General features: G+C 67.5%; 10 protein-coding genes. 7 read left to right on the top strand and 3 right to left on the bottom strand.

Annotated elements, in window-relative coordinates; translation table 11 throughout:
* The first annotated feature begins 11 nt into the window (after positions 1–11).
* The 3 genes from rplQ (at position 12) to dsbD (ending at position 2,884) form a co-directional block, all read left to right on the top strand.
* Positions 12–407, top strand: a complete 396-nt coding sequence (gene rplQ, locus QTN24_RS22885) for a 50S ribosomal protein L17 (protein WP_011299296.1) — start codon at positions 12–14, stop codon at positions 405–407.
* A 101-nt stretch (positions 408–508) separates the two neighbouring features.
* Entirely contained in the window at positions 509–889 is a 381-nt protein-coding gene (gene cutA / locus QTN24_RS22880) for a divalent-cation tolerance protein CutA (protein ID WP_313839992.1), read from the top strand.
* A 99-nt stretch (positions 890–988) separates the two neighbouring features.
* Entirely contained in the window at positions 989–2,884 is a 1,896-nt protein-coding gene (gene dsbD, locus QTN24_RS22875; protein ID WP_313839998.1) for a protein-disulfide reductase DsbD, read from the top strand.
* Positions 2,885–2,914: 30 nt separating this feature from the next.
* On the opposite strand, the gene QTN24_RS22870 is transcribed toward dsbD, so the two are convergent.
* The 3 genes from QTN24_RS22870 to yihA form a co-directional block, all read right to left on the bottom strand.
* Entirely contained in the window at positions 2,915–4,204 is a 1,290-nt protein-coding gene (locus QTN24_RS22870) for a magnesium transporter CorA family protein (RefSeq protein ID WP_313839991.1), read from the bottom strand.
* A 10-nt stretch (positions 4,205–4,214) separates the two neighbouring features.
* Positions 4,215–5,213: a porphobilinogen synthase gene (gene hemB, locus QTN24_RS22865; RefSeq protein ID WP_124683044.1), complete on the bottom strand. Its 999-nt coding sequence runs from the start codon at positions 5,211–5,213 to the stop codon at positions 4,215–4,217.
* A gap of 316 nt (positions 5,214–5,529) precedes the next feature.
* Complete coding sequence (gene yihA / locus QTN24_RS22860) at positions 5,530–6,198, bottom strand: ribosome biogenesis GTP-binding protein YihA/YsxC (protein WP_124683045.1); 669 nt, start codon at positions 6,196–6,198, stop codon at positions 5,530–5,532.
* Positions 6,199–6,528: 330 nt separating this feature from the next.
* Between yihA and QTN24_RS22855 the strand changes: the two genes are divergently transcribed.
* The 4 genes from QTN24_RS22855 (at position 6,529) to QTN24_RS22840 (ending at position 11,564) form a co-directional block, all read left to right on the top strand.
* The gene (locus QTN24_RS22855; protein WP_124683046.1) at positions 6,529–7,191 is read left to right on the top strand and encodes a c-type cytochrome; all 663 of its coding nucleotides are present in this window, start codon (positions 6,529–6,531) and stop codon (positions 7,189–7,191) included.
* 198 nt (positions 7,192–7,389) lie between these two features.
* Entirely contained in the window at positions 7,390–9,633 is a 2,244-nt protein-coding gene (locus tag QTN24_RS22850) for a cytochrome c biogenesis protein ResB (protein WP_124683047.1), read from the top strand.
* A 73-nt stretch (positions 9,634–9,706) separates the two neighbouring features.
* Positions 9,707–10,924, top strand: coding sequence for a c-type cytochrome biogenesis protein CcsB (ccsB, locus tag QTN24_RS22845; protein WP_313839990.1), 1,218 nt, complete (start codon positions 9,707–9,709; stop codon positions 10,922–10,924).
* Positions 10,925–11,132: 208 nt separating this feature from the next.
* The gene (locus QTN24_RS22840; RefSeq protein WP_124683049.1) at positions 11,133–11,564 is read left to right on the top strand and encodes a hypothetical protein; all 432 of its coding nucleotides are present in this window, start codon (positions 11,133–11,135) and stop codon (positions 11,562–11,564) included.
* Positions 11,565–11,657: the final 93 nt, after the last annotated feature.

The raw sequence follows: 11,657 nt of genomic DNA, 5'->3' as shown, positions 1-11,657 counted from the left end.
AAGGAATCATCATGCGTCACCGTCATGGCCTGCGGAAACTGAACCGCACCTCGTCGCACCGTCTCGCGATGCTGCGCAACATGTCCAACTCGCTGTTCCAGCACGAGCTGATCAAGACCACCCTGCCCAAGGCCAAGGAACTGCGCAAGGTTGTCGAGCCGCTCATCACGCTGGCCAAGAAGGACACCGTTGCCAACCGCCGCCTGGCTTTCGCTCGCCTGCGCGACCGCGACATGGTCACCAAGCTGTTCACCGAACTGGGCCCGCGCTACAACGCTCGTCCGGGCGGCTACACCCGCATCCTGAAGTTCGGCTTCCGTCAGGGCGACAACGCGCCGATGGCGCTGGTCGAACTGGTGGATCGTCCGGAAATCACCGAAGCCCCGGCCGAAGAAGCCGCGGAATAAGTGATGCCCGGTCCGTCGCACGCTGACGGGCCAGCGGACACCGCACTACAATCGAGCCAGGCTTTTGCCTGGCTCTTTTGTTTTGTGCTTCCCGACCTGTCATGACCGTCACACCTGCCCTCAGCGGCACCGCGCAGCCCGCACCCCCCGAAGTCGTCTGGATGGCGATGACCAACCTGCCGGACGAGCCGTCGGCCATCCGCGTGACGCGGGCGATACTGTCCGCCCGGGTGGCCGCGTGCGTGAACCGGCTGGCGCCGTGCCAGTCGGAGTACTGGTGGCAAGGCAAGCTGGAGCAGGCGCAGGAATGGCCCCTGCTGATCAAGACGACCGCCGGCCAGTACGCGGCCCTGGAGGCCATCATCCGCGCCGAGCACCCTTACGACGTGCCCGAGGTGGTTGCATGGCCGCTGCAGGCGGGATTGCCGGCCTACCTGGGCTGGGTGCGAGCGGAAACGACCGGGCCGGCACCGCGTACCTGACGCCAGAACACATAACGGAAAAACATGGGAATGACGGGGATCTGTATCGGTGCGGCGTCGCGGCAAGGCGACAGCCGGGGCTTGGGGCTGCGGTCGGGCATGCGGCATATCGTCGCATTGGTGCTGGCGATGCTGGCCTGTCTGATCGGGCTCGGCGGCGCCCATGCCGCCACCGAGGACGACTTCCTGCCGCCCGAACAGGCGTTCAAGTTCGCCGCGCGCCAGATCGATCCGACGACGATCGAAGTCCGCTTCGACGTGGCCGACGGCTACTACCTCTACCGCGAGCGCTTTGCGTTTGCCGCCCAGCCGGCCGGGGTGGTGCTCGGCAAGCCGTCGATGCCGGCGGGCAAGGTGCATTTCGACGAGACCTTCGGCAAGGACATGGAGACATACCGCGGCGCCGTGGTCGTCAGGGTGCCGGTGGAGCAGGCGCCCGCCGACGGCCGCTGGACGCTGGTCGTGACCTCCCAGGGCTGCGCGGACAAGGGGCTCTGCTATCCGCCGATGGAGAGCGTCTACAAGGTGGGCGGATCGGTCCTCGGCAACCTGTTCGGCGACCGCAACGCGCCGGCGCGCTCCAGCCCCGTCGCGCCCCAGGCCGATAGCCCCGCGGCCGAGCCGCCAGCCGGCGAATCGTCGGCCGGACGCGTGCGCGGTGCGCCGGTCGACGAGAACGACCGTATTGCCGGCGCGCTGGCCAGCCGCAGCCTGCCGCTGATCGCCGGGCTGTTCTTCGGGCTGGGGCTGCTGCTGACGTTCACGCCGTGCGTGCTGCCGATGGTGCCGATCTTGTCGTCGATCGTCGTCGGCGAGCATGTCACGCGCGGCCGCGCCTTCGTCGTGTCGCTGGCCTATGTGCTTGGGATGGCGGTGGTCTACACCGCCGTGGGCGTGGCTGCGGGCCTGGCGGGCGAGGGCCTGTCCGCGGCGCTGCAGACCCCCTGGGTGCTCGGCCTCTTCGCGCTGCTGCTGATCGCGCTGTCGCTGTCGATGTTCGGCCTCTACGAACTGCAGTTGCCGCAGCGCTGGCAGACGCGACTGACCGAGTCGTCGAACCGTCGCCAGGGCGGCCAGATCGCGGGCGCAGCGGCGATGGGCGCCATTTCGGCGCTGATCGTCGGCCCGTGTGTCACCGCGCCGCTGGCGGGGGCGCTGGCCTATATCGCGCAGACCGGCGATGCGCTGGTCGGCGGCGCCGCGCTGCTGGCCATGGCGCTGGGCATGGGCGTGCCGCTGCTGCTGGTCGGCGTCGGGGCGGGCAACCTGCTGCCGCGCGCCGGCAAGTGGATGGAAGCCACCAAGCGCTTTTTCGGATTCCTGCTGCTCGGGGTGGCAATCTGGATGGTCACGCCAGTGCTGCCGGCCTGGCTGGTGATGCTCGCGTGGGCCGCGCTGCTGATTGTTGCCGCGGTCTATCTCGGCGCCTTCGACGCGCTGGGCCCCGACCCCCGCGGCTTGCTGCGCCTGGGCAAGGGTCTCGGCCTGGTTGCGGCGCTGGCCGGCGCGATCCAGGTCGTCGGCGTCGCCTCGGGCGGACGCGATCCGCTGCAGCCGCTGTCCCACATTGGCGGATTCTCCGGCGCCGTGTCGGGCGCGCCGGCGGGCAAGGATGCCGCGCTCAGGTTCGACCGCGTGCGCAGCGTGGCGGAACTCGATGCGCGGGTCGCGCAGGCGGCGGCCGCAGGCCGGCCGGTGCTGCTCGATTTCTATGCTGACTGGTGCGTGAGCTGCAAGGAAATGGAAAAGCTGACGTTTCCCGATCCGAGGGTCCGCGCGCGGCTGGCCAACGTGGTGCTGCTGCAGGCCGACGTGACAGCCAACAATGCGGACGACAAGGCGCTGCTCAAGCGGTTCGGGCTGTTCGGCCCGCCCGGCATCATCCTGTTCGGCCCGGACGGACGCGAGCGGCCGGTGCGGGTGATCGGCTACCAGTCGGCCAACCGCTTCCTGGACAGCCTGGAGCGGGCCCTGGGCAAGGCGCCGCAGACCTGAGCGCGCCCCGCTGGCGGCCGCCCAGGCCGCCTAGCGGTCCAGCCAGCGCCCGAGCGCCCAGATGGTGCCGATCGTCGCCACCACGCCGCCCATCAGTCCGATCGACCACCAGAAACCGTTGGGCTCCTGCAGCCACGGCATGCGCGCGAAGTTCATGCCGAAGACGCCTGTGATCAGCGTCAGCGGCATGAACAGGGCCGTGATGACGGTCAGCGCCCGCATCGTGCGGTTGGTGCGGTGGGCAACCGCCGAGAAGTGGATCTGCACCGCCGATTCGATCGAGTCTTCCAGCCGCCGCGCGTGCGCCAGCACGCGCAGGATGTGCTCCATGAGGTCCGTCAGCCGTACCAGCAGCACTTCGTCGCGGCTGGCGGCGCCGGGATCGGCATCGCCGGAGCTGTAGCGGTTGTCCAGCAGGCTATCGCGGAATTCCTGCAGCGCGTCGCGCTGTTCCTCGCTGAGGTTTTCAAGCCGGCGTAGCTGGATGCGGGCGTCGAGCAGCCCCTCCCAGCTCGAAAAACTCTGGCGCGTGCTCAGCAGCGCGCGCTGCCAGCGGTCGAGCTGGCGCGTCAGCGGCGTCCGCAGGTCCAGGTAGCGGTCCACCATCGCGTTCAGCAGCCGCAGCATCAGGTCCTCTGGCCGCGTGGGCGGGCGCACGCCATGCAGCAGCGAACCGCTGCCATTCGGGCGCGCGGCCGACGCCGGCGCGCCGCACGTATCCAGCAGCCGCTGCCTGACCTGCTCGATGGTCCGCGAGGGCGCGGGCCGCACGGTGACCAGCACGTTGTCGAAGACGAAGAAGGCCACCGGCTGTGTGTCGATGCGCGCCAGCGCGGGCAGGAACCCGGGCGGGTACTTGCGCGATGCCTTGCGCGGCGCGGGCAGCGGCGCCGCGCCCACAGCACCGGCCGGCGGCGCGCCGGCAACGCTTCCGTTGACGTTGCCGGCCGAAGGGGCCTCCGTGGCGCCCGTCGCCAGCCGCTCGCCGGCCCCGTCTCCCGGCGCCGCGTCGGCCTCGGCAAACTGCCGGCTGGTCTCGAACGTCAGCTTGCGGAAGATCACCATGTCGTACGCGTTCGTCGTGTCGAAGAACGACGGATGCGCGGGATTGGTGGCGTCGGCCAGGTGCAGGTCGAGGATCGGGGCGCCGGTCAGCGCCTCCAGCCGGTCGCGCCACGCGCCGGGTGCGGGCGTGACTTCGTCCGTCGAGCAGTCGGCCCACACGAAGCGGGCTGCCGCGTTGCCGGCCAGGAAGTCGCGCGCGGCGTCCAGCGTCGCGAGCGGATGCACCTGGCTGGCTGAAAAGCCGAGTAGCTGCATGCGGCGGCTGTCAGGCCGTGGCCTTCAGCAGGCGCGCGGCGTCGCGCGCGAAGTAGGTGAGGATGCCGTCGGCGCCGGCGCGGCGGAACGCCAGCAGCGATTCCATCATGACCTTGTCGTGGTCCAGCCAGCCGTTCTGCGCGGCGGCCTTGAGCATGGCGTACTCGCCGCTCACCTGGTAGACGTAGGTCGGATAGCGGAACTCGTCCTTCACGCGGCGCACGATGTCCAGGTACGGCATGCCCGGTTTCACCATGACCATGTCGGCGCCTTCCAGGATGTCCTGCGCCACTTCGCGCAGTGCCTCGTCGGTGTTGGCCGGGTCCATCTGGTAGGTCATCTTGTTGCCCTTGCCCAGGTTGGCCGCGGAGCCCACCGCATCGCGGAACGGGCCGTAGAACGCCGACGCGTACTTGGCCGAGTAGGCCATGATCCGGGTGTGGATGTGGTCGGCGTTTTCCAGCGCCGTGCGCACGGCCCCGATGCGGCCATCCATCATGTCGGACGGCGCGACGATATCGACGCCGGCCTCGGCCTGCACCAGCGCCTGGCGCACCAGGATGTCGACCGTGACGTCGTTGATCACGTAGCCGTTCTCGTCGAGCACGCCGTCCTGGCCGTGGCTCGTGTACGGGTCCAGCGCCACGTCGGTCAGCACGCCCAGTTCGGGAAAGCGGTCCTTCAGCGCCCGCACGGCGCGCGGCACCAGGCCGTCGGCGCGCGTGGCCTCGATGCCGTCGGGCGTCTTGATCGACGGATCGATGACCGGGAACAGCGCGATCACGGGAATGCCCAGCTTCACGCAATCCTCGGCCACCGGCAGCAGCAGATCTACCGACACCCGTTCCACGCCCGGCATCGACGCCACGGCTTCGCGCTTGTTCTGGCCTTCCAGGATGAACACCGGATAGATCAGGTTGTCGGCCGACAGGCGGTTCTCGCGCATCATGCGACGCGAGAAGTCATCGCGGCGCATGCGGCGGGGACGATACTCGGGGAACGTGGACATGGCAGAAACGGGGAGGATTGGGTCGTGGACGGATGGCGTGGGCCCGTCGCCGCGACAACGCGCGGCGTGCCGGGAATCCACGCACCGAAAGAAAAAAGAACTTTTGTGCGTGCCCGCTATCATACTCGCGGACACCTTGTGTTGCTTCGCGCAGCACGGTGTCCCCCGCTACTCCTCCCTGAGCGGGTACCCGCCCTGAACCGGTGGGAAAGTTGGACCCCGTTGCTTGCAACGGGGCTTTTTTTTGTCCGGCGTGCTTGGGCGACCGGCGGCGCGACCGGCGGCGTGACGGGCTGGGCAGGTGTGCGCGCCGTACCTAGGCCTGCGGGGCGGCGGCCTCGGGCGGCTGGGCCTCGGGCAGTGCCAGCCAGCCAGCCACCACGCGCTGGGCTTCCTCGATGCCGCGGCGCTTGAGGCTGGAGAACAGCTGGGCGGTCAGCGCCGGCGGATGCTCCAGTTGCCGCGCGTAGTCGGCCAGCATCTGCCGGGTCTCGCGCAGCGCGTTGGCGTTCTCGTTGTTCGTGAGCTTGTCGGCCTTCGTCAGCAGCACGTGGATCGGCTTGCCGGTGGGCAGGAACCACTCGACCATCTGGCAATCGAGGTCGGTAAACGGCCGCCGCGCGTCCATCATCAGGATCAGGCCGGCCAGCTGCGCACGGCTCTGCACGTAGTCGGACAGCAGCCCCTGCCAGTGGAACTTGGCGCTGCCCGACACCTCGGCATAGCCATAGCCGGGCAGGTCCACCAGGAACCCGAGCGGATCGGTCGCCTTGACCGGCGCCACGGTGAAGTAGTTGATATGCTGCGTGCGGCCCGGCGTGCGCGACGAGAACGCCAGCCGCTTCTGGTTGCACAGCGTGTTGATGGCCGTCGACTTGCCGGCGTTGGACCGGCCGGCGAACGCCACCTCCGGAACGGCCGTGGCGGGCAGGTCGCGCAGATGGTTGACGGTATTGAAGAATCGGGCCTGGTGTAGGAGGGACATGCGCGGTTGCGTTGGAGCGGCTAGACCCGGGACTGGCAAGAGGCCAGTGCAGACGTCGCCACAGAGACTGACCTAAGTCAATCCGGAAAGCGATTTATTGTACAATAACCCGGTTTACGGTCTCCTGAGCGGGTGACGTGTGGCATCCTTGCCGGATGTCATCGGCGAAGCCTGAAATTGGTTGTCGGTATTGTCCGCGATCAATTTTTCGGCATTCGCGCAGCCGCGTAACCAGCTCTTGCCCCATGGCGCCTCCTCACCGCCGGGCAGGGGGAGAAAGGAGACCGGCATGCATTACGGTGTTCATAACAAATCTGACAAGGTGTAAGGATGAACCGCATTGCGAAACTTCTGGGTGTCATGGCGCTGGCCGTTCCGCTGGGGGCAATGACAGGGCTGGCATCTGCCGCAGAGCAGGCCCAGGCCGCCAAGGCGGATCCCGCCAAGGGCGAGACGCTCTATACGCAGGGTGTTCCCGATCGCAATGTTCCCGCATGTTTCTCCTGCCACGGCACGGCCGGCAACAGCACCGCCGCCGTCAATCCCAAGCTGGCGGGCCAGCAGCCCGAGTACACGCACAAGCAGCTTGCCGATTTCAAGGCCAAGACCCGTGACAACCCCATCATGTCGCTGTACGCCCAGGCACTGAGCGACCAGGACATGAAGGACATCGGCGCCTACCTGGGCAAGCAGCAGCTCAAGCCTGCCACGGCCAAGAACAAGACGACGATCGAGGACGGCCAGAAGATCTACCGCGCGGGTATCGCCGCCAAGGGCGTGCCGGCCTGCGCGGCCTGCCACGGCCCCACCGGCGCCGGCATCCCGTCCCAGTATCCGCGTATTGGAGGCCAGTATTCCGAGTACACCGAAGCGCAACTGGTGGCGTTCCGCCAGGGCACCCGCAAGAACAATTCGGTCATGAGCACGATTGCCGCCAGGATGTCGGATGCCGAGATCAAGGCGGTGGCGGATTACGTCGCCGGCGTCCGCTAAGTCGTACCTGGGCGGCGCGTCCGGGGATTCCCGCAGGGGATGAACCGCCCGCGCGGCCGACAATCGAAGAGGGTGGCCTGCTTGCCGAAGCATGTCCACCCTTTTTCATTTTCCGCGCCACCACGTCGCGTCACATCGGCGCGTGACACTGGCGGGCTCCCGATCAGCGCGCCAAACCGGCCTTAGGCTTTACCGTACATGTCCACCCCTTCCACTTCGGGCCTGCACCTGAAGACCCAACACCGCGTGCTGCGCGACGGCGTCGAGCTGTTGTCCTCGATGCGCTTCGCCATCACGTTGCTGACGGTGATTGCCATCGCAAGCATCATCGGCACGGTACTGAAGCAGAACGAACCGTACCCGAACTACGTGAACCAGTTCGGGCCGTTCTGGGCGGACCTGTTCCACGCGCTGTCGCTGCAGAAGGTGTACAGCTCGTGGTGGTTCCTGCTGATCCTCGGCTTTCTGGTCGTGTCGACGTCGCTGTGTATCGCGCGCAACGCGCCGAAGATGATCGTCGACATGCGCTCGTGGAAAGACCACGTGCGCGAGCGCAGCCTGCGGGCGTTCCACCACCGGGGCGAGTTCGATGCCCCGCGCCCCCGTGCCGAGGCCGCCGCGCGGCTGGGCGCGCTGCTGCGCAACCGCGGCTACCGCGTCAAGCCCGTGGCGCACGACGGCGCCACGCTGCTGGCGGCCAAGGCCGGCGCGGCCAACAAGCTTGGCTACATCCTCGCGCACACGGCCATCGTCGTGATCTGCGTGGGCGGCCTGCTGGACGGCGACATGCTGATCCGCGCCCAGATGTGGTTCGGCGGCAAGTCCCCCATCTCGGGCAACGCCATCATCAGCGAGATCCCGGCCAAGCACCGGCTGTCGGCGTCGAACCCGGGCTTCCGCGGCAATGCATTCGTGCCGGAGGGCGCCACCGTGTCGACGGCCATCCTCAACGTCGCCGACGGCGCGCTGGTGCAAGACCTGCCGTTCTCGATCACGCTCAAGAAGTTCACGGTCGACTACTACTCCACCGGCATGCCCAAGCTGTTCGCGTCCGACGTGGTGGTGACGGACCGCGCGACCGGCAAGCAGACCGCGGCGACGATCAAGGTCAACGAGCCGCTGATCGTCGACGGCGTGGCGATCTACCAGTCCAGCTTCGAGGACGGCGGGTCGCGGCTCAAGTTCGTCGGCTATCCGATGGCGGGCAGCACGCACGCCACGTTCCCGCTGGCCGGCACGGTAGGCGGCAACGTCCAGCTGACCGGCACGGGCACCGCGGCCGACCAGGAAAGCCTGACCGTCGAGTTCAGCGACTTCCGCCAGATCAACGTCGAGACCGTGACCGATGCGTCGGGCAAGGCCGACGTGCGCGGCGTGGCGCGCAAGTCCACGCTGGAGCAGCACCTGGGCGCCGCCGCCAGCCTGGACAAGGACAAGGACCTGCGCAACGTCGGGCCGTCGGTCCAGTACAAGCTGCGCGATCGCAACGGTCAGGCGCGCGAATTCAACAACTACATGCTGCCGGTGCAGCTCGACGGTCAGACGCTGTTCCTGGCCGGCATGCGCGAGTCACCGAGCGAGCCGTTCCGCTACCTCCGCATCCCGGCCGACGACCAGATGAGCGTGGCCGACTGGATGCGCCTGCGCGCCGCGCTGCAGTCCAGCGCGATGCGGGGCGAGGCGGCACGGCGCTTTGCGCTGGTGTCGATGCCCGGCGCGGACAAGGAAACGCTGCGCCACCAGCTTGCCGAGAGCGCGCTGCGCGCGATGGACCTGTTTGCCGGCGCCACGCGCGCCGCGCCGGACGCGCCGCCGGGTGGCTTCACGGCCATCGCCGCCTTCCTGGAGAAATCGGTCCCGCAGGCCGAGCAGCAGAAGGCCGCCGACGTGCTGCTGAAGATTCTCAATGGTTCGATGTGGGAACTGTGGCAGCTGGCGCGCGAGCAGGACAAGCTGCCGGCCGTGCCGAACGACGCCAAAAGCGGCCAGTTCCTGCAGCAGTCGATCAACGCGCTGTCAGACAGTTTTTTCTACGCCGCGCCGGTGTTCCTGCAGCTCGACGACTTCCAGAAGGTCAACGCCAGCGTGTTCCAGATGACCCGTGCGCCGGGCAAGAACATCGTGTATCTTGGCTGCCTGCTGCTGGTCCTGGGCGTGTTCGCGATGTTCTATATCCGCGAGCGGCGCGTCTGGATCTGGATCAAGGACAGGCAGCCCGGCGACCTCGACCATTCGGCGGGCAGCCATGTGCTGATGGCGATGTCCACCCAGCGCCGCACCATGGATTTCGAAAAGGAATTCGTCACCTTGCGTGACGACGTGGGGCGCGCCGTCGGGGCCGAAGTGACGGCGGTGCCAGCCAGCGGCCCGGCGCCGATGACGCCGGACGCACCGCGATCCGGGCCATCAGGCGCCGATGATAGGCCGGGGCCCTCGCTATAGTAGAAAGTGAGTGGCCGCCTGTGCCGGCCAACCGCAGACATAACAGTGCTTCAACAAGCAGAGCAGGAATGCCATGTCCTCCAATCTCCATCACGCCGATCCTGGCCTGACGCCGCGACAATCCGCCGCACCTGACGAAGGCGCCGGCGCGGCCCTGGAAGCCGACTTCCTGGAACCGTCGTTCCTGCGCCGGCTGGGCTGGGTGGACTGGTTGTTTGCCGTGCTGCTGGCCGTGGGCGCCGGGTTTGCGCTGATGCAGTACGGTCACTGGATGAACGGCTACGACAAGGCGGTGCTGATTGCCGCCGTGCCGACGTTCGCGCTGCTCGGCTGGCACTGGAAGGCGGTGCGGCCGCTGATGGCAGGTATCGCGGTGCTGTCGCTGTTCGCCATCCAGTTGTACCAGGGCAGCCTGGCGCGCGCCGACCAGGCGTTCTTCCTCAAGTACTTCCTGTCGAGCCAGTCGGCCATCCTGTGGATGAGCGCGCTGGTGTTCCTGTCGACGCTGTTCTACTGGGTCGGGTTTGCGTCGAAGTCCGATACGGGCTCCAGCATCGGCAGCAAGCTGTGCTGGGCGGCCGTGGTGCTCGGTTTCACCGGCCTGATGGTGCGCTGGTACGAGTCGTACCTGATTGGCGCCGATATCGGGCACATCCCCATCTCGAACCTCTACGAGGTCTTCGTCCTCTTCACGCTGATCACGTCGCTGTTCTACCTCTACTACGAGCGCCGCTACGCCACGCGGGCGATGGGGCCGTTCGTGATGCTGGTGGTGTCGGCGGCAGTCGGCTTCCTGCTCTGGTACACGGTCAGCCGCAACGCGCAGGAGATCCAGCCGCTGGTACCGGCGCTGCAAAGCTGGTGGATGAAGATCCACGTGCCGGCGAACTTCATCGGCTACGGCACGTTTGCGCTGGCGGCGATGGTGTCGGTGGCGTACCTGCTCAAGCAGCGGGGTATCCTGGCCGAACGCCTGCCGTCGCTGGAGCTGCTCGACGATGTGATGTACAAGGCCATCGCCGTGGGTTTCGCGTTCTTCACGATCGCCACGATCCTGGGCGCGCTGTGGGCGGCCGAGGCGTGGGGCGGCTACTGGAGTTGGGACCCGAAGGAAACCTGGGCGCTGATCGTCTGGCTGAACTATGCGGCGTGGCTGCACATGCGGCTGATGAAGGGGCTGCGCGGCACGGTGGCGGCGTGGTGGGCGCTGGTGGGCCTGCTGGTGACGACCTTCGCGTTCCTCGGCGTCAACATGTTCCTGTCCGGCCTGCACAGCTACGGCGAACTCTGAGCCGGCGTGTCGCCAGTCGTACAAAAGCCTGCCCTTGCCCGGCAGGCTTTTTTTCGTTCGCTTCCCGGTCGATAGATGCCGATAAATCCACTTTTCGCGCCGAAGCAGCACTTTTTTTCGCGCAAACGGAATAAACAAGTCACATCGGGTGTTTACTGAGGGAGAACGGGGCCGACTGGCGGCACCGACCCGAGAAGGAGACCTGAAGATGACCAATCGTCACACTGCTGTATCCGCGCTGCGTCCGTTTGCCCTGGCCGTGGGAGCCGCCGCCGTGTTGCTGGCCGGCTGCTCCGGGATGGGCATGGGCGGGTCCGGCGCGGGCAACATGCCGCCTACGGTGAAGGTGACCAACGGCGTGCTGACCGATCCGCAGGGCCTGACGCTCTACACGTTCGACCGCGACACCGCCAATAGCGGCAAGAGCGCCTGCAATGGCATGTGCGCCACCAACTGGCCGCCGCTGCTGGCCGAGCCGGGCCGCACCGCATCGGGCAGCTACTCGATCATCACGCGCGACGACGGCGCGCGCCAGTACGCGTACAAGGGCATGCCGCTGTACCGCTTTGCCAAGGACGCCAAGCCGGGCGACAAGACCGGCGACAATCTCAACAACGTCTGGCACGTCGCCAAGCCCTGACGGGCACGGCGGCTGGACGCCAGCCGCCTGCGCAGGGTGCCGCGCGCCTGCGCACCCTGCGGACAGCAAAACCGGGGCGCCGCACCTTCGCCC

Origin of the sequence: Cupriavidus sp. SZY C1 (assembly GCF_032190535.1) — a bacterium.
Lineage (GTDB): Bacteria > Pseudomonadota > Gammaproteobacteria > Burkholderiales > Burkholderiaceae > Cupriavidus > Cupriavidus pauculus_C.
Note: the sequence above shows the minus strand (reverse complement) of the source record. Positions and strands in the feature narration are given on the sequence as shown.

What these genes read in the sequence shown, in the direction of transcription:
- ccsB (WP_313839990.1), top strand. Translation starts at nt 9,707, where the DNA reads ATGTCCTCCAATCTCCATCACGCCGATCCTGGCCTGACGCCGCGACAA.
- QTN24_RS22850 (WP_124683047.1), top strand. Translation starts at nt 7,390, where the DNA reads ATGTCCACCCCTTCCACTTCGGGCCTGCACCTGAAGACCCAACACCGC.
- dsbD (WP_313839998.1), top strand. Translation starts at nt 989, where the DNA reads ATGCGGCATATCGTCGCATTGGTGCTGGCGATGCTGGCCTGTCTGATC.
- QTN24_RS22840 (WP_124683049.1), top strand. Translation starts at nt 11,133, where the DNA reads ATGACCAATCGTCACACTGCTGTATCCGCGCTGCGTCCGTTTGCCCTG.
- QTN24_RS22855 (WP_124683046.1), top strand. Translation starts at nt 6,529, where the DNA reads ATGAACCGCATTGCGAAACTTCTGGGTGTCATGGCGCTGGCCGTTCCG.
- QTN24_RS22870 (WP_313839991.1), bottom strand. Translation starts at nt 4,204, where the DNA reads ATGCAGCTACTCGGCTTTTCAGCCAGCCAGGTGCATCCGCTCGCGACG.
- hemB (WP_124683044.1), bottom strand. Translation starts at nt 5,213, where the DNA reads ATGTCCACGTTCCCCGAGTATCGTCCCCGCCGCATGCGCCGCGATGAC.
- rplQ (WP_011299296.1), top strand. Translation starts at nt 12, where the DNA reads ATGCGTCACCGTCATGGCCTGCGGAAACTGAACCGCACCTCGTCGCAC.
- cutA (WP_313839992.1), top strand. Translation starts at nt 509, where the DNA reads ATGACCGTCACACCTGCCCTCAGCGGCACCGCGCAGCCCGCACCCCCC.
- yihA (WP_124683045.1), bottom strand. Translation starts at nt 6,198, where the DNA reads ATGTCCCTCCTACACCAGGCCCGATTCTTCAATACCGTCAACCATCTG.